General features: G+C 39.4%; 25 protein-coding genes. 14 read left to right on the forward strand and 11 right to left on the reverse strand.

The window, feature by feature from the left end; genetic code table 11:
* Positions 1–90 precede the first annotated feature (90 nt).
* Both L3V46_RS03265 and L3V46_RS03270 read right to left on the reverse strand, forming a co-directional pair.
* Positions 91–1,344 carry a carbohydrate porin gene (locus tag L3V46_RS03265; RefSeq protein WP_239044905.1) on the reverse strand — a complete coding sequence of 418 codons (1,254 nt, stop codon included), beginning with the start codon at positions 1,342–1,344 and terminating at the stop codon, positions 91–93.
* Positions 1,345–1,722: 378 nt separating this feature from the next.
* Positions 1,723–2,841 carry a CaiB/BaiF CoA-transferase family protein gene (locus tag L3V46_RS03270; RefSeq protein ID WP_034614632.1) on the reverse strand — a complete coding sequence of 373 codons (1,119 nt, stop codon included), beginning with the start codon at positions 2,839–2,841 and terminating at the stop codon, positions 1,723–1,725.
* A gap of 211 nt (positions 2,842–3,052) precedes the next feature.
* Here L3V46_RS03270 and L3V46_RS03275 point away from each other — a divergent pair, with 211 nt between their 5' ends.
* The 7 genes from L3V46_RS03275 to L3V46_RS03305 all read left to right on the forward strand — a co-directional run bounded on the left by L3V46_RS03275 (position 3,053) and on the right by L3V46_RS03305 (position 10,623).
* Positions 3,053–4,063 (forward strand): AraC family transcriptional regulator, encoded by a 1,011-nt coding sequence (locus L3V46_RS03275; protein ID WP_004724010.1) that lies wholly within the window; start codon positions 3,053–3,055, stop codon positions 4,061–4,063.
* A 147-nt stretch (positions 4,064–4,210) separates the two neighbouring features.
* Positions 4,211–4,672: a GNAT family N-acetyltransferase gene (locus tag L3V46_RS03280; RefSeq protein ID WP_004817773.1), complete on the forward strand. Its 462-nt coding sequence runs from the start codon at positions 4,211–4,213 to the stop codon at positions 4,670–4,672.
* 123 nt (positions 4,673–4,795) lie between these two features.
* Positions 4,796–5,314, forward strand: a complete 519-nt coding sequence (locus tag L3V46_RS03285) for a GNAT family N-acetyltransferase (protein WP_239044906.1) — start codon at positions 4,796–4,798, stop codon at positions 5,312–5,314.
* 153 nt (positions 5,315–5,467) lie between these two features.
* Entirely contained in the window at positions 5,468–6,673 is a 1,206-nt protein-coding gene (locus tag L3V46_RS03290; RefSeq protein WP_004817769.1) for an acetyl-CoA C-acetyltransferase, read from the forward strand.
* 11 nt (positions 6,674–6,684) lie between these two features.
* Entirely contained in the window at positions 6,685–8,817 is a 2,133-nt protein-coding gene (locus L3V46_RS03295) for a 3-hydroxyacyl-CoA dehydrogenase NAD-binding domain-containing protein (RefSeq protein ID WP_239044907.1), read from the forward strand.
* Between the two features lie 219 nt (positions 8,818–9,036).
* Positions 9,037–9,414, forward strand: coding sequence for a DUF805 domain-containing protein (locus tag L3V46_RS03300; RefSeq protein ID WP_004817765.1), 378 nt, complete (start codon positions 9,037–9,039; stop codon positions 9,412–9,414).
* 213 nt (positions 9,415–9,627) lie between these two features.
* Complete coding sequence (locus L3V46_RS03305; RefSeq protein ID WP_239044908.1) at positions 9,628–10,623, forward strand: DUF2804 domain-containing protein; 996 nt, start codon at positions 9,628–9,630, stop codon at positions 10,621–10,623.
* A gap of 29 nt (positions 10,624–10,652) precedes the next feature.
* On the opposite strand, the gene L3V46_RS03310 is transcribed toward L3V46_RS03305, so the two are convergent.
* On the reverse strand, positions 10,653–11,528 hold the full coding sequence (locus tag L3V46_RS03310; RefSeq protein WP_239044909.1) for a metal-dependent hydrolase: 876 nt from the start codon (positions 11,526–11,528) through the stop codon (positions 10,653–10,655).
* Positions 11,529–11,599: 71 nt separating this feature from the next.
* Positions 11,600–12,475 (reverse strand): metal-dependent hydrolase, encoded by an 876-nt coding sequence (locus L3V46_RS03315; RefSeq protein WP_004723993.1) that lies wholly within the window; start codon positions 12,473–12,475, stop codon positions 11,600–11,602.
* A 154-nt stretch (positions 12,476–12,629) separates the two neighbouring features.
* Here L3V46_RS03315 and L3V46_RS03320 point away from each other — a divergent pair, with 154 nt between their 5' ends.
* Positions 12,630–13,661, forward strand: coding sequence for an AraC family transcriptional regulator (locus tag L3V46_RS03320; protein ID WP_239044910.1), 1,032 nt, complete (start codon positions 12,630–12,632; stop codon positions 13,659–13,661).
* A 161-nt stretch (positions 13,662–13,822) separates the two neighbouring features.
* On the opposite strand, the gene L3V46_RS03325 is transcribed toward L3V46_RS03320, so the two are convergent.
* Positions 13,823–15,154, reverse strand: coding sequence for a Na+/H+ antiporter NhaC family protein (locus L3V46_RS03325; RefSeq protein WP_239044911.1), 1,332 nt, complete (start codon positions 15,152–15,154; stop codon positions 13,823–13,825).
* A gap of 421 nt (positions 15,155–15,575) precedes the next feature.
* Between L3V46_RS03325 and trpA the strand changes: the two genes are divergently transcribed.
* From trpA to L3V46_RS03345, 4 genes are read left to right on the forward strand one after another with little or no spacing between them, the layout of a single operon-like run.
* The gene (gene trpA, locus L3V46_RS03330) at positions 15,576–16,379 is read left to right on the forward strand and encodes a tryptophan synthase subunit alpha (protein ID WP_239044912.1); all 804 of its coding nucleotides are present in this window, start codon (positions 15,576–15,578) and stop codon (positions 16,377–16,379) included.
* Positions 16,376–17,272 (forward strand): acetyl-CoA carboxylase, carboxyltransferase subunit beta, encoded by an 897-nt coding sequence (gene accD / locus L3V46_RS03335; RefSeq protein ID WP_004723984.1) that lies wholly within the window; start codon positions 16,376–16,378, stop codon positions 17,270–17,272. Before trpA ends, accD begins: the two co-directional genes overlap by 4 nt.
* Positions 17,269–18,558: a bifunctional tetrahydrofolate synthase/dihydrofolate synthase gene (folC, locus tag L3V46_RS03340; protein ID WP_239044913.1), complete on the forward strand. Its 1,290-nt coding sequence runs from the start codon at positions 17,269–17,271 to the stop codon at positions 18,556–18,558. Before accD ends, folC begins: the two co-directional genes overlap by 4 nt.
* Complete coding sequence (locus L3V46_RS03345; protein WP_004817751.1) at positions 18,549–19,559, forward strand: SPOR domain-containing protein; 1,011 nt, start codon at positions 18,549–18,551, stop codon at positions 19,557–19,559. Before folC ends, L3V46_RS03345 begins: the two co-directional genes overlap by 10 nt.
* Before the next feature lie 10 nt (positions 19,560–19,569).
* Here L3V46_RS03345 and L3V46_RS03350 read toward each other — a convergent pair whose 3' ends face one another.
* The 6 genes from L3V46_RS03350 to L3V46_RS03375 all read right to left on the reverse strand — a co-directional run bounded on the left by L3V46_RS03350 (position 19,570) and on the right by L3V46_RS03375 (position 23,285).
* On the reverse strand, positions 19,570–20,175 hold the full coding sequence (locus tag L3V46_RS03350; RefSeq protein WP_004817748.1) for a dual specificity protein phosphatase family protein: 606 nt from the start codon (positions 20,173–20,175) through the stop codon (positions 19,570–19,572).
* Positions 20,168–20,986, reverse strand: coding sequence for an MBL fold metallo-hydrolase (locus L3V46_RS03355; RefSeq protein ID WP_239044914.1), 819 nt, complete (start codon positions 20,984–20,986; stop codon positions 20,168–20,170). The genes L3V46_RS03350 and L3V46_RS03355 overlap by 8 nt, the downstream gene beginning before the upstream one ends.
* Before the next feature lie 107 nt (positions 20,987–21,093).
* Positions 21,094–21,549 (reverse strand): hypothetical protein, encoded by a 456-nt coding sequence (locus tag L3V46_RS03360; RefSeq protein WP_239044915.1) that lies wholly within the window; start codon positions 21,547–21,549, stop codon positions 21,094–21,096.
* Positions 21,550–21,587: 38 nt separating this feature from the next.
* The gene (locus L3V46_RS03365) at positions 21,588–21,854 is read right to left on the reverse strand and encodes a hypothetical protein (RefSeq protein ID WP_004817744.1); all 267 of its coding nucleotides are present in this window, start codon (positions 21,852–21,854) and stop codon (positions 21,588–21,590) included.
* Positions 21,855–21,920: 66 nt separating this feature from the next.
* Positions 21,921–22,538, reverse strand: coding sequence for an L-threonylcarbamoyladenylate synthase (locus L3V46_RS03370; RefSeq protein WP_004817743.1), 618 nt, complete (start codon positions 22,536–22,538; stop codon positions 21,921–21,923).
* An 84-nt stretch (positions 22,539–22,622) separates the two neighbouring features.
* Complete coding sequence (locus L3V46_RS03375) at positions 22,623–23,285, reverse strand: elongation factor P hydroxylase (protein ID WP_239044916.1); 663 nt, start codon at positions 23,283–23,285, stop codon at positions 22,623–22,625.
* Positions 23,286–23,382: 97 nt separating this feature from the next.
* Between L3V46_RS03375 and L3V46_RS03380 the strand changes: the two genes are divergently transcribed.
* Together L3V46_RS03380 and rpmF are read left to right on the forward strand one after the other, a co-directional pair.
* Positions 23,383–23,946, forward strand: a complete 564-nt coding sequence (locus L3V46_RS03380) for a YceD family protein (RefSeq protein ID WP_004723966.1) — start codon at positions 23,383–23,385, stop codon at positions 23,944–23,946.
* 74 nt (positions 23,947–24,020) lie between these two features.
* Positions 24,021–24,206, forward strand: coding sequence for a 50S ribosomal protein L32 (gene rpmF / locus L3V46_RS03385; protein ID WP_004723964.1), 186 nt, complete (start codon positions 24,021–24,023; stop codon positions 24,204–24,206).
* Positions 24,207–24,338: the final 132 nt, after the last annotated feature.

Raw genomic sequence — 24,338 nt, forward strand, 5'->3', positions numbered from 1 at the left:
CACATTGTTTAAATTTTTAGATTTTAAATATTTCGATGCGAGGGGAGAGAAAGGGTTAAAATGGCATCGAAATATTTATGATCTATAACACTAGAATGCAGTTTGGAATTTAATACCGCCAACCCATGCATTTTCACCATCTTTATATGCACCAACATGGCGAATATATTGCACATTTGGACGGATCGTCAGCCAATTTGTTGCATGTACACCGTAGTAAATTTCAGTGTTGTACTCTTCATCTTGTTGACGAATTTGAGTGTTGTTCACATCATTGTTGATGCTGATACGAGAAAAACCAATGGCGACATCATCTTGAGGACGCGCATCGAAAGGACCTTTATAGACCAATCCAATATTTTGCATATTGTCGACAGTGTTTGTGTCTGAGTCATGAAGGGTTAAATTAATGAAACCCGTTAAGCCACGACGTGCATCACCGTGATGTGCTGTAAGTTGCTGCTTGGCAACCAGCCATCCACCTTGTTTATGATCTGTTTCATTCGGATTTTTAATGCGTTGTGCATCGACAGTACTGTAGTAATAGCCCAAACGATATTCGCCTGGTAATTTTGCAGCACTGAGTTTTGGTTGCCAAACCACTTCCGCAGGAATAATTGCACCACGTGAACCGTCTGTACTTAAGTTAAACCCCTTGCCACGTTCTAAGTTTTCAGGATTGTATTCATAAGCACCGACTTGAGCATATAAATCAGGTTGGATGTTATATTTAACCCGCGCAGCCCATTGGCTAACAGGCCAGTTATACCATTGGTCGCCTACCCAGTTACCCACTTGAGAGCCACAAAGTGCAAGGTTTTGAAAATCACAGTCAAAGCTGTTAAAATCCTCGCCTTCGCCAAAACGGCCCACTTTAATATCTAGTTTTTGATCAAAGAATTTTTTCTTAATCCAAAAATCAGTTAAGCGCCAAGTTTGACCACGGCCCCAAACTTCTTGGGTTGAACTGAGTTGTCCTGCAAGGGCATCAGAGGTTTGCGACAATGAACGACCATTACGTTCAGTGATGGTGATTTGGGCTTCAGTGTCTTTCCATCCAAGCACTTTTTCCAAGTCTATATGACTACCAATCGCAAACTGATCTGCATACTCAGTGCCATGGCTCGAATGGTTTTTTGAATCTAATAAGGTGGCTAATTCGCCGGTATAGCCGAAGCTGAAGTCATAACCTTTTTGTTGGAGCTCGGTTCTTTTTCCGTTCCAATCACCAAACATCCATGGGCTTTCTGCATTAAATGCTTGAGCTGCATGAGCACTTTGAAAAGAACTACATAAAGATAATAAGCTGATAGCCCAATAAAAGTGACCTTTAGATTTATTCATATTTGGTGACCTTGATAACACTTTGTAACTAATTATTTATAATACTCTCATATTTGTATAAAAATCTATTATTTTTGACTTTTAATTGTAATTAATGTGAGTATTTTATCTCATGGTGATAATTTTTTAATAAATGAATATTTGCTTTATGGCTGTTTTTGGTCAATTTAATCTATTGTTTTTAAACCACTAAATTTTATTTAAAAATTAATTAAAAAACCATGGATTAAAATTGATCTGAAAAGATCAGCTTACCTGTGTAACCTATTTAGAATTAAGATTACACAGGATGCTGAGGTTACAAATTATACAAATTGTAAAGAAGATGACAGAATTGTAATTTTATTTAACTTGAATTGTGTTGTATTAAATGGGCAATTACCATGTCCCTTCACCCAGTTGTTGGCCAATATAGTGATATTGCATTTGTGATCTTGAAAACTTAATTGGACAGGCTAACTGAGGTTCAGTTTGATCAGAATTAGGCTTCAATGGCACATTGACCACCCAATTACGTTGTTGAGAAATTTGGGATTGCAGTGCTTCATCTAAACTCAGTACCGGTTCTACGCAAACGTCCAGTTGTTCAAACAGTTGATTCCATTCAGCCAGATTTTTACTTTTAATTTTATCTCGAATCGCTTGCTTGACCATTTGACGATCTTCAGTATCGAAAGAAGCACCTTTTTGTAGAAGGATTGGCAATTCTAACGCGCTTGCCAGTCCAGTCATAAATTGTGGCTCTAAGCTACCAATAGATAAGTAACGAGCATCGGCCGTTTCATAATAATCATAAAAGGTCCCGCCATTAAGTTGTTCTGATTCACGTTGCTGCTGTTGACCACCAGCCAAACTGGCTGCGGCTGCCATATTATTGAGTCCAACCACACAATCGGTCATGGAAATATCAATATATTGTCCCAGGCCACTATTTTGGCGTTCAACTACAGCAGCAAGAATACCGATGACAGCATGTAAGGAACCACCTGCCACATCTGCGATTTGAATCCCCATCGGCGGTGGTCCACTGTCTTGGCGACCACAGTGTCCCGCGATACCAGACAGGGCAATATAGTTAATATCATGTCCAGCTTTATCTTTATATGAGCCTGTTTGGCCATAACCCGTAATTGAACAGTAAATTAAACGTGGGTTAATTTCAGCCAATGTTTGATAATCCAAACCCAAACGTTGCATTACCCCCGGACGAAATTGTTCAACGACAATATCAAACTCAGAAATCTTCTGTTTAACTTGTTCAATGCTGGCAGGATCTTTTAAATCTAAAGTGACGGATTGTTTATTTCGGTTGAGATAACTGTGTGAAGTCGCTTGTCCATTGGCATAAGGCGGGAACAAGCGCACCAGATCTGGACGCGTTGGCGATTCAATATGGATCACTTCTGCACCTAGGTCTGCAAGGTATAAAGTTGCAAATGGACCGGGTAATAAAGTGGAAAAATCGAGTACTTTCAATCCCTTTAAAGCTGTTGTCATAATTGTTTTTACCAATACTGTCTTGATTTTACACCCATAATAGAAATATAAAATTAACAAAACAATGTCATGTTCAGCCATTTACCTTGATCATTTCGGCAATTTATGATGTAAAAAGGTGATCTGCACTGTTGTAAATCGCCAATAAAACATTTTTTAGCGTCATTTAGGTCAATTGTTAGTGAACATCAAAGAGAGTGAAGGATTTACCATGAGTCGTGATACGATCAGTATCCATTTTGTGAATGCCGCCTTAACAGGTGTGAAGCGTCTAGGAATGGACGTTGACACCTTACTTTCACATGTTGGCATAGAAGCAGAATTACTTCGCCAACCTAAAGCACGTATTTCACCAGAGCAATATACACGTTTTGTGAAAATGCTGTGGATGGTGACCCAAGATGAACATGTTGGCTTTGATATCCAACCTCGTCGTTTGGGATCTTTTGCCATCATGTGCCAATTGATTATCCACGCTAAAACTTTGGGTGATGCTTTAGAGTTATCATCACAATTTTATAAATTATTTGGGGACGAATGGTCGGTCGCGGTTGAACGTGATAAACATGAAGCGCGTTTAGTGCCATTGATTCCAAAAACTATGGATCCTGATCATTTTATTACTGAAAGTATGTTGATGATTTGGCATGGTTTAGCTTCATGGTTAATTGAACGACGTATTCCTTTAGAACGGGTACACTTTGGTTACCCGCGTCCAAATCATGCAGATGAGTATGATGCGCTGTTCTTTGCACCTGTGATGCAATTTGATATGCCACGTACTGAAATTACTTTTGCCGCTGACTATTTGGATTTACCGATTCGTCAGGATGAAGCAAGTTTAGAAGAGTTTTTAAAAGCTGCGCCTGCTCAGCTTTTGGTGAAATTCAAAAATACCAATTCTTTAACTTCGCGTATTCGTGAAGTCTTAAAGAGTCAAATTGGTGAAGAAATGCCAACCTTAAATGATGTGGCTTCAATGTTGTATTTATCACCACAAACCTTGCGCCGCCGCTTGGCAGCGGAAGGTAAAAGTTACCAAGGTGTTAAAGATGCCTTGCGTCGAGATGCTGCAATTCATTTGTTGTTAAATCCTGATTTAACCTTGGAAGATGTAGCACAACAAGTGGGCTTTAGTGAAACCAGTACCTTCCATCGTGCATTTAAAAAATGGACAGGGGTTACCCCAGGGCTTTATCGTCAATTGCATGGTTATCATTAATTCGACATAGATGAATTTAAAAGTATTTTTGCTGATCCTAAGCCCAAGTGATACTTGGGCTTTTTTATGCCTAATCATTTCAGCTAAAATTTCTTGTAAGATATAAGCGATAAAGCGAAAGAATTTTCAAGAATAGGGTGTTAAAAAATGATTAGACTTGCTGAGTTTGATGATGTGCAAGTACAAGATTTACTCAGAATTCATTTACATGGTATGCATGAAAACTCACCGATTGAGCATAGTTTTGCATTAGATCTAACTGCGTTACAACAACCCGAAATTAGCTTTTTTACCCTTTGGGAACAAAATGAACTTTTAGCTTGTGGTGCAATTCAAGAGTTGTCATCTACACATGCTGAATTAAAGTCTATGCGGACACATCCCAAACATTTACGTAAAGGTGCTGCAACAGAAATGCTGAAACATCTTTTATTGATTGCACAACAACGTGAATACCAAAAATTGAGTTTGGAAACGGGAACACACTCATCTTTTGAACCTGCAATTTGCTTGTATAAAAAATTTGGCTTTATCAAAGGTGCTTCTTTTTCAGAATATCAAGAGTCTGATTTCAATCAGTTCTATCATTTAGATTTATCCACTCAATAGCGCATTGAATAATCTTCGCTATGATTGTGATGATTGTGAAAAAAGAGAATATCGGACCTGCTTATTTTAGGTTTGAGCTAAGTCGTTAGATGCTATTTAAAATATTTTTGACTGGATATATAGATGACATGTTTGATTAGAAAAATTGATCCCTCAGATATAGCGCAACTGATCGAAATAGAAAAATCTGCTACACAAGCATTTTCAAGTATTCCCGAGTTATCTTGGCTGGTTGAAAGCCCCGTATTGTCAGCACAAGATCACTTACAATTGATTTCTTCTGCTTATGCATTTGTCGCGATTAATCAAAAGAATCAAGCTACAGGTTTTTTATATGCAGAAAGACAAGCGCTTGATTTATATATTATCGAGTTAGATGTGAGTGCTGCATTTCAAAAACAAGGGATTGGTCGGCAATTGATTGAATATGTGATTGCTACTGCTCAGGGAGAGGGCTGTGATGCTGTGACCTTAACCACCTTTCATGATGTGATTTGGAATCGACCATTTTATGAAAAATTAGGCTTTGAAAAGATCAATGCGCTTGAGATGCCTCTCTATCTTGAGCATAAACTTGAGCATGAAGTTGCATGTGGTTTTTCTCGTAACAGCAGATGTGCAATGAGATTGGCACTTAATTGAAATACGTGATTTGTTTTCGTTTTCCCATTCAGAACGAACCAGCCAATTGACAAAAAATATCAACTGACTATTTCGTTCTCGTCATTGAACTCTCAACTTTATAACGTACACTCAAAGCAGATAACAACCTAGAAGTCATAAGAAGGAACAGCTATGAGCGAGGCTTACATCATTGATGCCATTCGCACACCACGCGGAAAAGGAAAAAAAGATGGTTCACTGTATGAAGTGAAACCAATTACATTATTAACCACATTGCTCAATGAATTGAAAGATCGTCATCAGCTTGATACTTCAAAAGTAGACGATATCGTACTGGGTTGTGTAACACCAATTGCCGATCAAGGCGGTGATATTGCTAAAACTGCTGCAATTGCGGCAGGTTGGGACAATGATGTTGCCGGTGTGCAAATCAACCGTTTCTGTGCTTCAGGTCTTGAAGCCGTCAATATGGCTGCACAAAAAGTACGTTCAGGCTGGGAAGACATTGTTGTTGCTGGCGGCGTAGAGTCTATGTCACGTATTCCAATGGGTTCTGATGGTGGGCCTTGGGCACTGGATCCTGAAACAAATTTAAAATCACATTTTGTTCCTCAAGGGATTGGCGCGGACTTAATTGCTACGCTCGACGGTTATAGTCGTACAGATGTGGATGAGTTTGCTGCCAACTCACAACGTAAAGCTGCTGCTGCACAGGCAGCGGGACGCTTTGATCAGTCCGTGGTTGCAGTGAAAGATAAAGCTGGTGTTACGATTCTTGAAAAAGATGAATTCATTAAACCAAGTACAACTGCTGAAGGCTTGGCAAAACTTAATCCAAGTTTTGAAATGATGGGTGGAATGGGCTTTGATGCGATTGCATTACAACAATATCCAGAAGCACAAAAAATTAACCATGTACATCATGCTGGAAACTCATCAGGCATCGTAGATGGTGCTGCCGTAGTACTCATTGCTTCTGAAAAAGCAGTCAAAGAGCAAGGTTTAAAACCTCGTGCAAAAGTGTTAGCAACAGCATTGGTTGGAACAGATCCAACCATTATGCTCACAGGTCCTGCACCTGCTGCGCGTAAAGCACTGGCAAAAGCAGGTCTCAGCATAGATGATATTGATCTCTTTGAAGTAAATGAAGCCTTTGCATCTGTGGTGATGCGTTTTATGACTGAACTTAAAGTTCCAGCTGAAAAAGTCAATGTAAATGGGGGCGCGATTGCAATGGGGCATCCATTGGGCGCAACAGGGGCAATGATTCTTGGTACGCTGCTTGATGAATTAGAACGTCAGGGTAAAAAACGTGGTCTAGCAACATTGTGTGTAGGTGGTGGCATGGGTATTGCGACCATTATTGAGTTGGTATAAGGAGAAAAATAATGAGTGCAATTCAATATGAAAAAAATGCGGATGGCATTGTTATTTTAACGATGGATTCTCCAAACCAGTCTGCAAATACCATGAATGCCGATTTTCGTGTGGCTTTAGAAAATGTTGTGTCTAAACTTAAATCTGAAACAGATTTAAAGGGTGTGATTTATCGTTCTGCGAAAAAAACTTTTTTTGCTGGCGGTGATTTGGATGAGTTGATTGAGGCAACGCCAGAACATGCCACTGAATTCTTTAATATGACTACCAAGCTAAAAGGTGATCTTCGTACGATTGATACCTTAGGTGTTCCTGTGGTTGCGGCAATTAATGGCACAGCGCTAGGTGGTGGTTGGGAAATTGCTTTAAGTTGTCATTATCGTATTGCTTTAAATGACCCTAAAACCAAATTAGGTTTGCCAGAAGTAACACTGGGCTTACTTCCCGGTGGTGGTGGTGTGGTGCGTATGGTACGCCTGCTGGGTTTACAAAATGCATTCCCATTCCTTATGGAAGGTAAGCAATTTGGGGTAGATAAAGCCAAGTCTCTAGGTTTGGTCAATGAGCTTGCGGATAGCGAGCAAGACATGCTGGACAAAGCGATTGCTTGGATTAAAGCCAATCCAAAATCTCAACAGCCTTATGATGTGAAAGGTTATAAAATTCCGGGTGGCGATCCTAAAACACCTGCAGTTGCTCAGATTCTGGCAATTGCACCTGCAATGCTGCGTGATAAAACCAAGGGCTGTTATCCAGCGCCTGAAGCGATCATGGCTGCTGCGGTTGAAGGTGCCCAAGTTGATGTAGATACCGCTTTCCGTATAGAGGGCCGTTACTTCACTTATCTTGCAACAGGGCAAGTTGCCAAGAATATGATTGGAACATTCTGGCATGGTTTGAATGCAATTAAAGCAGGTGCAAGTCGTCCTAAAAACATTGCCAAGTGGCAAGCGACCAAAGTGGGTGTACTTGGTGCAGGCATGATGGGCGCAGGTATTGCATATTCGACAGCAATCAAAGGCATTCAAGTTGTGCTAAAAGATGTCTCTGTGGAAAATGCTGAAAAGGGTAAAGCTTATAGTCAAAAACTATTGGATAAACGTGTTTCGCAAGGTCGTATGAGCGCGGAAAAGCGTGATCAAGTTTTAAGTTTGATTACCGCAACAGCATCTGCAGAAGACTTAAAAGGCTGTGATTTGATTATCGAAGCTGTATTTGAAAATCAAGAATTAAAAGCCAAAGTGACTCAAGAAGCGGAACAATTTCTTGCCAATAATGGTGTCATGGCGTCAAATACATCAACATTACCGATCACGGGTTTAGCCAAAGCCTCTAAAGATGATACGCATTTTATTGGTCTACATTTCTTTAGTCCTGTCGATAAAATGCAATTGGTTGAAATCATCAAAGGTAAAAATACCTCTGCTGAAACCTTAGCAAAAGCCTATGACTATGTGCAACAAATTGGCAAAACACCAATTGTGGTTAATGATAGCCGTGGTTTCTTCACCAGCCGTGTGTTTGGTACATTTGTGCAAGAAGGTCTACGCTTATTGCACGAGGGTGTACATCCTGCACGTATTGAGATGGCAGCACTAAAAGCAGGTATGCCTGTTGGCCCATTGGCGATTCAAGATGAAGTGGCATTAACGCTTTCTGAGCATGTGGCCAAAGAAACTCGTAAAGCCCTTCAGGCTGAAGGTAAGGATTTACCGCTTTCAGGTGCTGATGATGTTATTGAAACCATGATTCACACCTTTGAACGTAAAGGCAAGGCTGCGGGTGCTGGTTTCTATGAGTATCCTGAAGGTGGCAAAAAGCATCTTTGGGATGGCTTGAGCCACTGGAAGAAAGATGTTGATATTTCTGAACAAGAAATGATTGACCGTTTCCTATTTGTTCAGGCTTTAGATACCTTACGTTGTTATGAAGAACATGTCTTGGAATCTGTGATTGATGCCAATATCGGTTCAATTTTTGGTATTGGCTTTGCACCGTGGACGGGTGGTGCGATTCAATTCTTAAATCAGTATGGTTTAGAAAAAGCTTTGCTTCGAGCGAACTCGCTTGAAGCAAAATATGGCGAACGTTTTAAAGCACCGCAAAAGTTAATTGATCAAATTCCACATGGAAAGATTATCTGATTTTTATATATTGTTTTAAAAATTGCAGATGAATGTCTCAAGTATAGATTAGACAATGATTTGTACAGAAAGAGGTCAAGGACCTCTTTCTTTTTTCGAATAGATTTTGCTTTTTACAGAATAAAAGTGTATGAAAAATATGCAAAACCAGTTAATATCTGGCTACAGCTTTAGTACAAAAAATGTCAGTAACACTTATAAAATAAAGAGAGAAAAGCAATGTCACAAAATAAAACCGAAGATCAATATAATGCGATTGATTGGTTTAAAAAATGTTTAAGTAATTATGCCAATTTTTCTGGGCGTGCTCGCCGTAAAGAATATTGGTTCTTTGTATTGGTACAGTTTGCTGTGCTGATCATTGCAGCAATTATTGACTCAATCATTTTTAAGAAACCATCTGTATTGTATTTTATTAGTGCATTAGCGCTGATCGTGCCTTCAATTTCAGCTGCTGCTCGACGTTTACATGATACGGGAAGAACAGGCTGGTGGTACTTGATTGCTTTTGTTCCTTTTGGCGCTTTTGTTTTAATTTACTGGTTAGCTTCAGATACCAAACCTGAAACAAATCAGTGGGGTGGTCCTGCAAAGTGATTTTTGCAGATTAAAAAATAGGGCATTCGCCCTATTTTTTATGAATTAAATCAAAGTTATATTTTATCTGTCGAACGAATGCGCTAAAGGTTAGATCATGATAAAAGTGGATTGATTTGGTGTGTGATGGTGTTGCTAAATTTGAAAAAATAGCAATAATCGAAGGACCGACTAAAGTCTAATACTTCCCTTATAAAAGGATTGGGAATTCACATGGATTTAATACAAAGCAATGGTCAACCCCGTTATGGGCGTTTTAAAGATGTGCCAAGTAAGATTAATGTTAATCAATATATCTATAAAACCCCGTATGGCAAAGTATTAACAGGTTGGCGTAAACATTTAAAATATAAAAAGTTTAAATTTTGTGGTATCCAGCATGAACACTATTCTATCGGTATCGCAATTGCCGATATTGGTTGGGCTGGGCACGGCTTTATTTATGTCTATGACCATTCAACGAATGAAGTTTTAGAATGGAATGCCAATACGATCTTAGGGCGAGGGACAAGCTTAGATGAGCAGCCTTTGTATAGCCAAAGTCACTTTAATAAATCACCTTTTGAATTTGAAATGCAACATGCCAATGGTGTGCGTTATATACGGGCAACTCGAAATGGTGAAGAGCAGTTAAAAGCCCGCATTTTTTGTGCAGGAACGGAACCTTTAAGCTTATGCAGTCCCAATGGTATTAATGGTTGGACTTATACGCAAAAGAAAACCACCTTGGCTGTAGAAGGCTTTTTTATCAATAAAGATAAAGCGCGTATAGATTTTAATGAAAAAACATTGGCATCTCTCGATGATACCTGTGGATTTCTAAGACCCGAAACAGCATGGTTTTGGTTATCGTGTAACTTTTGGGATACGCAAGGAAACCGTATAGGCTTAAACCTCGCTTCGGGTGTAAATGAGAGTTTTGGCAATGAAAATTGTCTTTGGGTTAATGGTGTTCTATATGCAGTTGCCGATGTACTGTTTGAAAAGTTAGATGCAAACCTGTGGTCAATTCGCTCTTTAGACCAGAAATTAAATCTGACAGTAGAAACCGGCTGGCGGAGATTTGAAAACTTAAATTTACGTTTGGTGGGGAGTCAGTTTAGCCAATGGCAATCACGCATTAGTGGTACGGTCGAATCTGAAGTGGGTGAGTGTATTCAGTTAGATCAAGCCTATGGCTTGTTGGAACAGCATTACGCGAAATGGTAAGGCTGTTCTTATTTAAAGCTTTTTTAACCTTATAAAGCAGCCTTCCAAAATGCTTCACCTGCTTGAATCGGATCATTGGTTTCGGCCAAAACATCGACCCAAACCTGATATTGTCGAATCACAGGGTGTTGGCTCGGATGAAAATCAGGCTTAAACCAATCTAAGTATTGTTCACGCATTGCTGATAATTTACCGTGTTTGCCAAAAAACCATGGAATACCTTTGAGTGCAAATTGAACACGTTGCAAACGACTGAATCCATCGTATTTGAGCATGACATTGGCACGGTAAAAGGTAAATCCAAACATTTGTAAAGTGACAAAGGCAAGCGCAAATTTACGCAAGTTTTCAGGAACTTCTCCAACCTCTTTCATGACATCAAAAGCGACATCTCGATGTTCCATTTCTTCGATTGAATGCCAAGCAAATAGAGCACGTACAAAAGGGTGAACCTCTGCTAAAGTCTCTTGTTTACTGTAAAAAGTTTCTGCCATTAATGCGGTAAGATGTTCTGCTGCGGCAGTCATGGCAATGTTGTACTGTTTGGAACGATGTTTCAGTATATGCTCGAAATGTGCACCCATAAATTTTACAAACTGATCAACAGGCATGCCTTGGTGCAGCATTTCTTCATTCATTTTGTCATGTGCAATACCGTGCTGTGCTTCCTGTCGAATAAAATCCGTGACACGTTGCTGTAAATCTGGATCGGTGATTTTGTCACGCAGTGCCCGAACACTTTGAATGAAATATCTTTCCCCTACAGGAAAGGTCAAACTCAGCGCATCAAACATACGGGTACGAAAAGGGTCATTATCAAACCAAAAGCGTGGAACTTCATGCAATCTAAAATCTAAATTGCTGCGAACCACAGGATCAACTTGGTGTTTTACATATGCATTCATTGTTTTATTTCTCGCATTATTCAGTTCAAATCCCTATTCAGGATAGAACTGATCGGTTTATATCAAGACAGCTATAGTCCAGCCTGCCAAAATGCTTCACCTGCTTGAATAGGATCATTGGTTTCAGCCATCGTATCGACCCAAACTTGATATTGTCGAATTACAGGGTGTTGGCTCGGATGAAAATCTTTTTTAAACCAGTCTAAATATTCATTTTTCATTGCAGATAAAATCCCTTTTTTACCGAAGAACCAAGGCAATCCTTGCGTTGCCATTTTTAAACGTTCTATACGGCTGAATCCATCATGTTTAAGCATGATATTGGCACGGTAGAGGGTAAAGTTGAACATCATTATGGTGGTAAAGGCTAAAGCAAATCGACGTAAGTTGTCAGGGACCTCACCGACTTGTTGCATCACATCAAAGGCCACATCTCGATGTTCCATTTCTTCAATAGAATGCCACGCCAGTAAGGCCCGGACATAAGGGTGTGCTTCAGATAAGGTTGCTTTATGGCGGTAAAATGTTTCTGCCATCAAAGCGGTGAGATGTTCAGCAGCAGCTGTCATCGCAATATTGTATTGAGGCGAGCGTTGGCTCAATTCAAATTTAAAAATCTTACTTAAAAGTTGGATAAATTGATCGACAGGCATGCCTTGATCTTTCATAACCTGATTCATTTTGTCATGCGCAATACCATGTTGGGCTTCTTGACGAATAAAATCAGCAACACGTTGTTGTAAATCTGGATCGGTGATTTTGTCACGGAAGAGTCGGACACTTTCTATGAAATAGCGTTCACCATCTGGGAAGGTCAGACTGAGTGCGTCAAATAGTCGTGTGCGGAATGGATCTCCACCAAACCAGAAGCGCGGCACTTCCTCAAGTTTAAAGTTGAGCTTGGTTCGAACCACTGGATCGACCTGATATGTAACTAATGCATTCATTTTATTTTACTTGCATCACTGTTGATGATTTCAGTATGTCGGGATTTTGCAAGTTTGTTTTGACAGATATTGCCATTTTTTATACATTTTACGACAAAATGAAAATTTGCAATGTCAATTTTCTAAGTTAAAGGATTAAAAAGAGTGCAAGACGATGCAGGAATTACAGATCCCAAATGGTTATTTTCATCTCTGGCAGATGTATCTGTCTGAACGAGGGATTGATCTTGCGACGCTTGATTTCTTACAAGTGGATGAAAAAAAACATTTAATTGGAATTTTGTCACAGCCGATTGATACACAATCTTCCTATTTCTTCTTTCATCAACTGATTGAAAAAACCAAACAAGCGCTAGATTGCCCTCAGATCGTTTTTGAAATGGCAGAATATGTGCGACCTGAGCATTTTGGTGTTTTGGGCTATATGGCATCACGAAGTACAACCGTGGCAGAAGCTTTACAAAATATTATGCGCTTTAGCCGTTTGGTGATTGATGGTGACGAAGTTATTCCAATGCAAATGCAGCTCAAGGGAGAATATGTACATTTAATTTGGCCCTTTCATCATGAAAAATATATTCTTATTAATGAATTTACCAATGCGTTAATGATGCATCTCGCGCGTAAAATTGTACCGCCAAATCAATTTCCATTGCATGCGGTGCATTTTGCTCATGCACCACAGATGGCAATCTATCATTATCAAAAGTTCTACGGCTGTGAAGTCTCTTTCCATCAACCGCAATATAGTTTTGTCTTAGCCTCAGCAGGTTTAAATTTAAAAATCCAACAGGCAGATCCATCCTTAATGCAGCTTTTGGTCAAACAAGCAGAGGAGGCTATTGCGTCTAAACCTCGCTATGAAACCATTGCTCAACGCTTACATTTGATTGTGGCAGAATATTTAAAGTTAAAACAACACGCCCCAAAAATCGAAGAACTTACTCAAGAACTTCATATATCCACACGGACTTTACAACGACAGTTAAGTGACTTACAGACATCGTTTAAAAAAATTGTAGAGATTGAACGGATGAAGCGTTGTGAGTTTTTATTGGAAAGCCACATGCCGTTCAGTGAAATAGCGATGCAGTTAGGTTATTCAGATCAGTCAGCTTTAACCAGAGCATATAAGGCCTTTAGTGGGCAAACCCTGCTCGAGAAAAAACAACAGTTGAAGTCATAGTGAAAAACAGTGTAAAGAAAGTATACTTTAAAAACCAAACACTTAGATAGTATCGCTGCTATCTAAGTGCTTAGTACGATTGTGATTTTTTAATTTATGTGCAAAACACAGGTTGATCTGATTGTTGAATTGGTTTTTTAAAACCATGATTCAGCATGATTTCAAGTTGTCTTTAACTTGGGAAATCTAAATACGATTGCCAAGACTGCAAATATTGCCAATACCCAACAATAGTAAATCGAACCAATCAGCTCAACAGGGGACAGTTTGGCAATTGAGCATGCAAGTAATAGTTGTGCACCGTATGGAATCAAGCCCTGAACCACACAAGAGAAAATATCCATAAATGCGGCTGCCCGTTTGGGATCAACAGCATATTCTTTGGCAACTTCTCGTGCCATGTCTCCAGATAAGATGATGGCAACCGTATTATTTGCGACAAACACATTTGAGAAAACCACAAGGAAACTAATTCCAATTTCTCCCGCACGTTGTTGACCGATTTTAAATCGACGAGTTAAGGCATAAATACGTTGAATTAACCATTCTAAACCGCCTTCTTTTTGCATAATCGCAGATAAACCACCTAAGAACATAGAAAGTAAGGCAACCTCAAACATACCCACAAAGCCATCATAAATAGCGGCATTGTATTTAAGTAGGGTAAATTCAGGATTTTCAATGATGCCAAGACAACCCGAAAGTACTATTCCGATGGTCAGTACTGCAAGTACATGTAAACGTGTAAATGCTAAAAAGAACACGATTACATAAGGCAAAATAAGCCATAAGTTATAACTTTTATATTCAATAGTTTGTGCATGATGACTGGTCAAAATGTAAACCAATATAGTGATAATCGCAGCAGGCAGTGCAATCCAGATATTCACTCGAAATTTGTCACGCAGTTCTACATTTAGACTTCGAGTTGCTGCAATGGTGGTGTCTGAAATCATGGATAAGTTATCACCAAACATTGCCCCACTGACCACAGCACCAATTGCATAAATGGGCTGAATATCCGTTGCTTGAGAAAAACCAAAAGCAATCGGCGCACATGCAGCAATGGTTCCCATCGATGTTCCCATTGCCGTGGCAATAAAGGCGGAAATGATGAAAAGCATCGGCAGGACAAATTCAGATGGAATAATTGATAAACCAAATTGAACAGTGGAGTCCACACTACCGATGGCACTGGTTACGCTGGCAAAGGCACCTGCAAGCATAAAGACCATAAACATCAAAATTAAATTGGGATGGCTTGCACCATGCAAAAATGTTTCTATAGCGGCATTGATTTTCCCTCTATACAGCAGGATGGCTAAAATAATTGCAGGAAGAGCAGCAATAGGGGCTTTCACTTGATAAAAAGCAAACTCAGTACCAATGATCGTGTGATAAATACCACTGCCTAAAAAAATGGCTAAAAAAACAATAAGCGGCAAGAGCGCAAGCACGCTGGCTTGCACTTTAGCCTGAGAATGTGTGGTCATAAGAGGAGATAAAAAATCAGAATCCTGACTAGTATAAACAGCTTTTGCAATTTCTGAAAAATAATTAAGTGATGTAGGTGATAGGGTGTTTGGCTGTAGAGTGATGATTTAACTTTATTTTTTACTCATAATGATATTTTTTTACAAGCTTGAAAATAGGTAGCTTTGATCATTGTCCTCAACTTGAAAATAGCGCTAAATGTATCCATGGGTTGTTTTATTATTTGTGATATAAAACAAGATACGCGAGAGCGACTATGTGACTCTATCCTTTGAGTAAAAAATAGCGTTACAATGCAGTGTCTTGTATTTATACATTTGGATGATTAAACCGTAAATAAATCCATTTTGAATTTATTTACTGGTGTTTAATGATCTAAAAACTCCTCAAGTTTGAACAATTCAAGGAATGTACAATCCTATGTCACGTTTAGCCGCTCGTTTTGCACAGCTTAAATCTCAACAGCGTAAGGCTTTGGTTTCTTATGTTATGGCGGGTGATCCTCAACCACATGTAACCGTACCATTGTTACATCAAATGGTTGCAGCAGGCGTAGACGTAGTTGAACTTGGATTGCCATTTTCCGATCCTATGGCAGATGGTCCAGTGATTGCACTTGCAGCAGAGCGCGCTTTAGCTGCGGGTACCAATACCTTTGATGCCTTGAATATGGTTAAAGAATTTCGCCAAAAAGACACAACAACGCCAGTTGTTTTAATGGGGTATTTAAACCCTGTTGAAGTGATTGGTTATGAAAAGTTTGTGGCTTATGCGAATGACTGTGGTGTTGATGGCGTACTTCTTGTGGATTTACCACCTGAAGAAGCACAAGATTTAGATGAAGTATTGCAAAAGTACAATATGGATCAAATCTTCTTGCTTGCACCAACCTCTACCGATGAACGTATTCAGCATGTAGTGAAACAAGCAAGTGGCTTTATTTACTATGTGTCTCTAAAAGGCGTAACGGGTGCAGCAACATTGGATACAACGGAAGTTGCAGCACGTATTGAAAAAATCAAAACCTTTACCGATATTCCAGTTGGGGTAGGTTTTGGGATTAGTGATGCCGCTTCTGCAAAAGCAGTAGGTCAAGTTGCTGATGCAGTGATTGTCGGAAGTGCTTTTGTCAAACCATTTGCAAATCTTGCACCAGAACAAGCTGTTGAAGCAGCAGTGAATAAAGTCAAGGAGCTTCGAGCCGCGCTCGATGAGTTAGTATGAATCAAGAAGTGAAATCAGGGAAAATCCTCAGCGCAACAACGCCGTGGACAGATCGTACAGTTCCAGGCATTCATATGCCTGACCAACAACAAACACTCAAAGCGACGTTTACAGAACCAACCATTGAGTGCCCTGAATGTCATGCACTCGTGACTCGTACTGCAATGTCTTTCAATGCTTATGTTTGTCCATCATGTGATGAACATTTGAAAATGAAAGCACGTGATCGTTTAAATTGGTTTTTTGATAATGTGACCACTGAACTTGGTCAAGAATTTGCTGCAAAAGATCCTTTACATTTTGTAGACAGCAAGCCTTATCCAGAGCGTATTAAAGAAGCGCAGGAAAAAACAGGTGAAACTGAAGCCCTTGTGGTGATGCAAGGTCAAGTTAAAAATATTGCAATGGTTGCATGCGCATTTGAATTCGACTTTATGGCTGGATCAATGGGTACTGTGGTCGGTGACCGTTTTGTACAAGCTGCTGAAAAAGCGATTAAAGACAAGCAACCACTGATTTGTTTTGCTGCTTCAGGTGGTGCTCGTATGCAGGAAGGCATGTTGTCTTTGATGCAAATGGCGCGTACCTCTGCGGCGATTCAAAAAATCAAAGATGCACATCTTCCGTATATCGTGGTATTAACCCATCCAGTGTATGGTGGTGTAACAGCATCATTGGCGATGTTAGGTGATGTACATATTGCTGAACCTAAAGCGATGATCGGTTTCGCGGGTAAACGTGTGATTGAACAAACAGTACGTGAGAAGCTGGAAGAACCGTTCCAACGTGCGGAATTTTTGCTTGATCATGGTGTAATCGATCAAATTGTTCATCGTCACGCATTACGTGATACTGTATATCGTATTGTAGCGAAACTGATGAATTTGCCTTGAACAACCAAACAGCACCTTTAAATACTGATGATTTACAAACATGGCTCGATTATTGGAGCCATGTTCACGTTACAGGGATTGATTTAGGCTTAGAGCGCGTGATTCCTGTGGCAGAACAACTCGGGGTGATTAACCCTAAAGCCAAAGTGATTACCGTTGCTGGAACAAATGGCAAAGGTTCAACCACAACAACTCTCGCTGCGATTTTGAATGCGCAAGGGTTGAATGTTGGTTTATACCAGTCTCCACATATTTATCGTTTTAATGAACGGGTTAAGCTGGCTGGACAAGAAGTTAATGATCAAACTTTGATTGATGCTTTTGTTGCGGTTGATCAAGCCCGCCGTATTTGTAACTTATCTTTATCTTTTTTTGAAGCCACGACTTTGGCTGCATTTGTTATTTTTAAACAAAAACAATGTGATGTTTGGGTACTTGAAGTCGGTCTTGGTGGTCGTTTGGATGTGGTCAATGTGATTGATCCAGATGTGGCTGTGATTACCAATATTGGTTTAGATCATACCGATTGGCTTGGCGATACGATTGAAAAAATAGCTTTTGAAAAAGCCGGTATTATCCGAGCAAATATCCCTGTCATTTTTGCCGGCGCACAAGATATACCACAAGCGATACAACATAAAGTACAAGAAACCAATGCTGCGCTATATGCGTTAAACCATGATTATTTTTATGATAACTCAGAAGATGGCCAATCTTGGAATTTTGCAAGCTCAGGAACGACTTTAAAACTTCCTTTGGGACACTTGGCACTGGAAAATATTTCTGCGGCTGTTGCTGCAATTTTGGTAAGCGGTTTAACGGTTTCACAACAGGCAATTTCGCAAGGTATTCAGAACGCACAGTTGTCAGGGCGCTTTGAAATTAGAAAAATACACGATAAAACAGTAATTTTTGATGCGGGACACAATCCGCATGGTGTAGAATTTTTGTTAAAGCAATTGCGAAAATTCCTAGAATACAATAAACAGTACACAGAAGTTGTCTCTGTTTTTTCAATGTTGTCCGACAAAGATGTAGATTCTGTGGTCAAGTTGTTGAAAAATACTGTATTAAAGTGGAAAATTGCACCATTAACTGTGCCTCGTGCGGCATCATTGGAACAATTACAAACTGCTTTACAGCATGAGACAGTTGAACAGTTTGATTGTGTACAAGCAGCATTTCAATCAGCGCTTGCAGAAACCAATAATAATCAGCTGATTTTGGTGTGTGGTTCATTCCATACCTTAGAAGCGGTCTGGGAGTATTTAGACGAATGTCAATGAATAACAAACAACGCTGGATGGGTGGTGTTGTTTTATTAAGTGGTGGTGTTCTATTGGCGGCATTGCTTCTAAAAGGTAAAGAAGAAATCCACCAAAGCCAAGTAGAGACACAGCCGACAAGCCAAGCTCAGCAGAATAAAGCGACACCTGCAGGTGAGCCTGTACAATTGCAGCCATTGACTGTCGATGTTGCGACTGAAAAACGTCTGTTAGAAGAGCAGAAGCGTGCCCGTGAAAAAGCGGTTGCTGAACAAGAAGCAAAAGCAGCAGATTTTTTACGGACGCAACAACAGGCTGAAGCAGATGCTGCACGTAAAGCAGCTGAAGAGTATGCTGCTGCAAATGCAAGACGTGGTGCAGCTGCTGCGGCAGCACAGGAAGGGGCTGATATTCCTCCTGAGCTGGTACAGGATGAAAAAGCCAAAGCACAACAGAAAGCAGCAGAGCAGAAAAAACTTGAACAGCAAAATGCTCAATTAAAGCAAAAAGCCGATGCTGAAAAAAAGTTAGCTGAGCAGAAGCGTCAAGCTACCGCAGAAGCAGATAAAAAAGTCGCTGAAGAAAAGAAACGTAAATTAGAAGAACAACAAAAAGCAGATGAAAAACGTAAGCTAGATGCTGAAAAGAAAGCTGCTGCTGAGAAAAAGCAAGCGGAAGACAAGAAAGCAGAAGCGGATAAAAAACACAAAGCACAAGAAGAAGCAAAGAAAAAAGCGGAAGCTGAAAAAGCACGTGATTTGCTTGAAAATGGTGATAAGCAATGGATGGTACAAGTTGCGCTTGCCGCCAATGAAGCCAATGCAGATGCTGTCGCTGCTAAACTACGTGCCAAGGGCTACAAAGTGACTAAGAGTCCAACCTCAAAAGGTATTCGTATTATGGTTGGACCATCGAAAGATCGAGAGACTGCGGATTCAGCACGTAAGAAGATCAATTCTGATGCGAGTCTAGGCATGAAGTCGGCTTGGGTAATCGAGTGGGTACCTCTAGATCGACGTTAAACGCTATGAGTTAGGTATTTGTGGTTAAAGATGGATTCGCGAGCTGCTCACGGATCCATTTTATATTTTCAGGGGTAAAAAGTTTTTCAATATTGCCCCAGATTGGATGAAAGCCATAACCGCCATGCTTCATTTCATTTAAAGCATCATTCACAGACCAGTTCTCAAAAATAATTCGGTACATTGCAACACTTGCCCCAGTACGATCAGAACCATGATAGCAATGGATTAAAACCTTCTGGTTGTGGGCTTTTGCGATTTGAATTGTTTTCATGACATTGAGTAGATCATGACGATCAATTGCCCAAGTATTGATCGGGATATGAACCAATTGAAAGTTTTGTTTTGAAAAGACGGTTTTATCTTTATTGCGACTTCTTAAATTAATTACCATATCAATTTGATTGGTTTTTAACTCAGGAATAAGTTCAGCACTGGGTTGTTCACTACGAAAAACGGTGTCACTGATCCGATAAAAATTATACTGTGGAGCTACGATAGTTCCCCATTGTTTTGGGCGCTCATGATCTGGAAGTGCAGCAGTTGTCATACAGGCTGAAAGCTGTACGCTGAGTGCGAAGATAGTGGTATAACGTAATAATTGAGATTTAAGCATGTTTTAAATATCGGTCTAGTTCAACAGGATCGTGGGCACAGATAATTTCAATTTTTGCTTCATTCTGTGCAAGCTGTTGCAGTTGTGATAATGTTTTTAAGCGCAATGTATTATCTTCCGCTAGGAGATATTCAATTTTGTCGAGCGCGCGTAATTTATTCTTAGGGTTGAGTTCTAGATGATTAAAATAAGCATCGCCACAGAACAATAACCATCTATCTTGTTGTTTGATCGCTATACCGCAATGTCCTACAGTATGACCGACTAAAGGAATCAATAAAATTTCATCATTGAAAATATTAAAACCTTGAACTTTTTGGAAGTTAAACCATGCTTCGCCTTTTTTAGGTTCAAGAAAATTCCAGTAACGATGATTTTTAAATTGTTGTTGTCGATAACGCAATTTATTCATGACTGAAAGTTTTTGTGCTGCATTAAACTCGCTGGATAAGATGTGAACCGTGGCATTGGGAAAGTCTGAAATACCACCTGCATGATCTAAGTCTAAATGACTGACCAAAATATGTTGAACATCGGATGGTTTAAAACCCAATTGTTGAATTTGAGAAATGGCTGTGAGATTGAAATCAGCTTGTATGCCACTGATTTTAGTAAAAGCTTTACCTAAACGTGTTTGCGGATGTAGGTAGTCTTGCATCCCAAAACCGGTATCGACCAATACAAGACCTTTGTCTGTTTCAATCAATAGGCAATGGCACACCATTTTGCCATACAAACCTTTTTGTCCGTATAGTGGTGCACACATCGGACACATGGTTCCACAATGTAAATGATGTACCTTATAAATCATAATTAAGCATTTGTTTTTAGGATTGTGCTTTGTTTATAAACCGAATTGAGAAAAATACCAATCTAAAAATATAATTGTTGTGTAATTGATAGATCTCAAATCACAGCTCATGGAATGGTGATTTTTAAGCGTTTACGTGTTGAAAAACCAGAGCCGTTGTTTCCCCAAACTGAAACAATATAAGTTTCATTTTTTAATAAACACGGTTTTGCTGTGGGGTGTTGGAATGCACTTCCCCAAATACTCAGTTCATCATTGATCCCTTTTTTGAGCCTGATCTGTTGCTTATTATTTGCTTGATGAATGCTTACTTGATGAGTATTAACCTGTTGCCGATCTTCAGGGTGAAGTATGTGGGGGTGTTCAATTTCACAAAGAAGGGTATGATTTTGTATAGATTGAATTTTTAGCTTATTGAAACCTAAATAATATTCACCTAAGAAAATGTTTTCTAAAATGATTTCATGCTGTTCACGATAAATATGAACATTAGGTGATTTAATAAAGGGATAACTGATAACTAGCCCAAGAATAATGACCAAGACATAAAGAATTTTTTTCATATTTAATCTAAGTCTTTTTAATCTAAGTCTTAAAGATGTTAAATAATTTTATTTTTTTCAAGGGCATGTTCGATAATTAAATAGCACATCTCTCTTAAACAAACATTTCGAGTTTCAAACTGCAAGACCAAGCGTTTTAGTTCATTGACTGCTAAAAAGAACTGAAAATTTTTTGCTAAGGGATTTTTAACGAAAGAGACATGTAACACAGTAACTTGTGATTCCGGTGTCCAAGGCTTTTCAACAAATAAAATTTGATCATTTTGTACATTATTAATATTTAATAATGTGGTGAATAAATCCATCGCATCTTACTTCTATCAAGCCTTGATTCTTTAATCACTTATCAATGATTAAATGCAGTTCGGTGCTTATTCAAAAGCGCTTACATCACCTACACCACGACGGATAATTTCAGGGTTCGCTCCTGATAAATCAACGATACTGGTGGTGGTTAAGGTCCCTAAACCACTGTCAATAAACACATCAATACGTTTTTCCAATAATTGTTCAATATCGTAGGGATCATCCATTGGTGCATCTTGACCAGGTAAAATCAAAGTACTGGTCAGTAAAGGTTCTCCCAACTCTTTTAATAGCATCTGACAGACGGGATTACTTGGAACACGTAAGCCGATGGTTTTTTTCTTAGGATGCATCAAGCGTCGCGGAACTTCACTGGTTGCGGGTAAAATATATGTGGTTACGGCTGGGGTATTGGCTTTAAGTAGGCGATACATTGCATTGTCTACTTTGGCATAGGTTGCAATATCAGATAAATCTGCACAGATAATCGCGTATTGATGCTTTGCCCCTAGACCGCGGATCTGAGCAATACGCTCCATTGCACTTTTATTTCCAATCTGACAGCCGATTGCATACGCTGCATCAGTTGGGTAAACCACAACATCACCTGCTCGAATTCTTTCGACTGCTTGGCTGATTAAACGTGGTTGAGGATTGTCAGGATGTACTCTTAAATGCAGCATATTTATTCTCCTGATTTATTGTTAATTCAATTATTACTTGGGAAAGTAAATCGTTGCAATCAATGTTTTAAAAAAATTACGGGTTTAATCAAGATCGTTACGATTAAATTCAGTGCTTTGTAATGTTTTGCCACCTCGAGTACATAGACAAATACACTGAATGAAGTGTTTTGCATCGCGTGGAAGTTTGGCTTTACCCGAAAAAAAATCCTGAACTTGTGCATAAACACTGTCTTTAAATATCGAACCGTCACCACCTTCACCAGTCAGATTATCCAGCGAAACTCGAAATTTTCGTCCAAATGCTTTGGAAAATAACCATTCAATGGCTTGAGGCTTGATTTCAACCTGCTCAAATAAGGCTTGTTGTTCAGCTGTACGACCATCGGGTGCATACCAATAACCGAGATCAGGCAATAAACGGCGTTGTTCTCCGGCAATGCTCCAATGACTGATTTCATGAAGAGCGCTGTTGAAAAAACCATGTGCAAACTGAATACGGGCAGGGTTGTGTTCGCTAGCAGGGAAATACTCTGGTTCAAAATCACCACGAACAAGCGTCACATTTAGGTGGGAAAACCAGTGATTAAAGTGTAAGATAAGCCAATCAACGTGTTGCACTTCTGTTTGTAAGTTAGCCCATGATAAGCGTTGCACATCGGCGGCTTGCAATGTGTTTTTAGAAGTTGAATGCGTATTGAATTGTAATGAAGTAGTGACTTCAGGTTGCGGCTGCAACTGATGCATGGCTTGTATTACTCAAGAGATCTGTCTAAATAAGTACAAAATTGTATCTTAATCTTTGACAGAGTACCTATGAATTTGTAGAATTGCCGCCTTAATTATGTCAGCAAATACCTTTCCGGCACAGATAGAGCCGTTTAAATGGGCTGAACAAGGCTTTACATGGTCAGGTACCCTGCCATTGTCTCGCTTTGTTCGTATTTCCCGTGAAGCTGTTGGATCAATTGATGATCAATTGATCAATATAGACTGTAAGCTATCAATGGATGCGTATCATCGTATTGTTTGGCTAGATGGTCATGTAGATACTAAAGTTCCAATGGAATGTCAGCGTTGTCTGGATTCTGTTGAAATTACACTAGTTTCTGACTTCCATTTGGCTTTAATAGATGATGAGTCACTGATAGAGCGCTTGGATGAGGATGCTGATTTCATCGTACTAGGTGAAAGTGAAGCAACAATTAAAGGGGATTATTTAACCAATACTCCTTCGACTGTTGATTTACTTGCACTTTTAGAAGATGAATTGTTATTGTTGATGCCTCTGTCTCCTAAGCATGACGCTTGTGAACATAAGCATCAACCAGCCGTTCAGGACACTGTTGAAGAAAAACGGGATAATCCGTTTGAAGTTTTGGCAGGTTTGAAGGGTAAACTTAACTAAATTTTGTGTTATACTGTTAAGTTAAGACAACCGAATTTGTTCTGATCCATTTTTTCGATTTGTAAGGAGCCATCATGGCCGTTCAGCAAAACCGTAAAAGTCGCTCTCGCCGTGACATGCGCCGTTCACATGACGCTTTAACCGAGAATGCATTAACTGTAGACCAAACTACTGGTGAAACTCACCGTCGTCACCACGTGACTAAAGATGGTTTCTACCGTGGTCGTCAATTATTCGCTAAAGCAGCTGATGCTGAATAATTGGTGAACTATTAAGCGCAAGCTTAGTAAAAAAATGGGAGCGAAAGCTCCCTTTTTTTGTTTTCAATGACTGGGTTTTTTGTTGTATTTCGCAATTAAATAAATTTTTTTTTAATGTAAAATTGCGCCATC

Origin of the sequence: Acinetobacter sp. AG3, from assembly GCF_022343575.1 — a bacterium.
GTDB lineage: Bacteria > Pseudomonadota > Gammaproteobacteria > Pseudomonadales > Moraxellaceae > Acinetobacter > Acinetobacter guillouiae.

Bases quoted from the DNA above. Each gene is read 5' to 3' on its own strand.
- L3V46_RS03265 (WP_239044905.1), bottom strand. From the start codon at position 1,344: ATGAATAAATCTAAAGGTCACTTTTATTGGGCTATCAGCTTATTATCT.
- L3V46_RS03270 (WP_034614632.1), bottom strand. From the start codon at position 2,841: ATGACAACAGCTTTAAAGGGATTGAAAGTACTCGATTTTTCCACTTTA.
- L3V46_RS03275 (WP_004724010.1), top strand. From the start codon at position 3,053: ATGAGTCGTGATACGATCAGTATCCATTTTGTGAATGCCGCCTTAACA.
- L3V46_RS03280 (WP_004817773.1), top strand. From the start codon at position 4,211: ATGATTAGACTTGCTGAGTTTGATGATGTGCAAGTACAAGATTTACTC.
- L3V46_RS03285 (WP_239044906.1), top strand. From the start codon at position 4,796: ATGACATGTTTGATTAGAAAAATTGATCCCTCAGATATAGCGCAACTG.
- L3V46_RS03290 (WP_004817769.1), top strand. From the start codon at position 5,468: ATGAGCGAGGCTTACATCATTGATGCCATTCGCACACCACGCGGAAAA.
- L3V46_RS03295 (WP_239044907.1), top strand. From the start codon at position 6,685: ATGAGTGCAATTCAATATGAAAAAAATGCGGATGGCATTGTTATTTTA.
- L3V46_RS03300 (WP_004817765.1), top strand. From the start codon at position 9,037: ATGTCACAAAATAAAACCGAAGATCAATATAATGCGATTGATTGGTTT.
- L3V46_RS03305 (WP_239044908.1), top strand. From the start codon at position 9,628: ATGGATTTAATACAAAGCAATGGTCAACCCCGTTATGGGCGTTTTAAA.
- L3V46_RS03310 (WP_239044909.1), bottom strand. From the start codon at position 11,528: ATGAATGCATATGTAAAACACCAAGTTGATCCTGTGGTTCGCAGCAAT.
- L3V46_RS03315 (WP_004723993.1), bottom strand. From the start codon at position 12,475: ATGAATGCATTAGTTACATATCAGGTCGATCCAGTGGTTCGAACCAAG.
- L3V46_RS03320 (WP_239044910.1), top strand. From the start codon at position 12,630: ATGCAGGAATTACAGATCCCAAATGGTTATTTTCATCTCTGGCAGATG.
- L3V46_RS03325 (WP_239044911.1), bottom strand. From the start codon at position 15,154: ATGACCACACATTCTCAGGCTAAAGTGCAAGCCAGCGTGCTTGCGCTC.
- trpA (WP_239044912.1), top strand. From the start codon at position 15,576: ATGTCACGTTTAGCCGCTCGTTTTGCACAGCTTAAATCTCAACAGCGT.
- accD (WP_004723984.1), top strand. From the start codon at position 16,376: ATGAATCAAGAAGTGAAATCAGGGAAAATCCTCAGCGCAACAACGCCG.
- L3V46_RS03345 (WP_004817751.1), top strand. From the start codon at position 18,549: ATGTCAATGAATAACAAACAACGCTGGATGGGTGGTGTTGTTTTATTA.
- L3V46_RS03350 (WP_004817748.1), bottom strand. From the start codon at position 20,175: ATGCTTAAATCTCAATTATTACGTTATACCACTATCTTCGCACTCAGC.
- L3V46_RS03355 (WP_239044914.1), bottom strand. From the start codon at position 20,986: ATGATTTATAAGGTACATCATTTACATTGTGGAACCATGTGTCCGATG.
- L3V46_RS03360 (WP_239044915.1), bottom strand. From the start codon at position 21,549: ATGAAAAAAATTCTTTATGTCTTGGTCATTATTCTTGGGCTAGTTATC.
- L3V46_RS03365 (WP_004817744.1), bottom strand. From the start codon at position 21,854: ATGGATTTATTCACCACATTATTAAATATTAATAATGTACAAAATGAT.
- L3V46_RS03370 (WP_004817743.1), bottom strand. From the start codon at position 22,538: ATGCTGCATTTAAGAGTACATCCTGACAATCCTCAACCACGTTTAATC.
- L3V46_RS03375 (WP_239044916.1), bottom strand. From the start codon at position 23,285: ATGCATCAGTTGCAGCCGCAACCTGAAGTCACTACTTCATTACAATTC.
- L3V46_RS03380 (WP_004723966.1), top strand. From the start codon at position 23,383: ATGTCAGCAAATACCTTTCCGGCACAGATAGAGCCGTTTAAATGGGCT.
- rpmF (WP_004723964.1), top strand. From the start codon at position 24,021: ATGGCCGTTCAGCAAAACCGTAAAAGTCGCTCTCGCCGTGACATGCGC.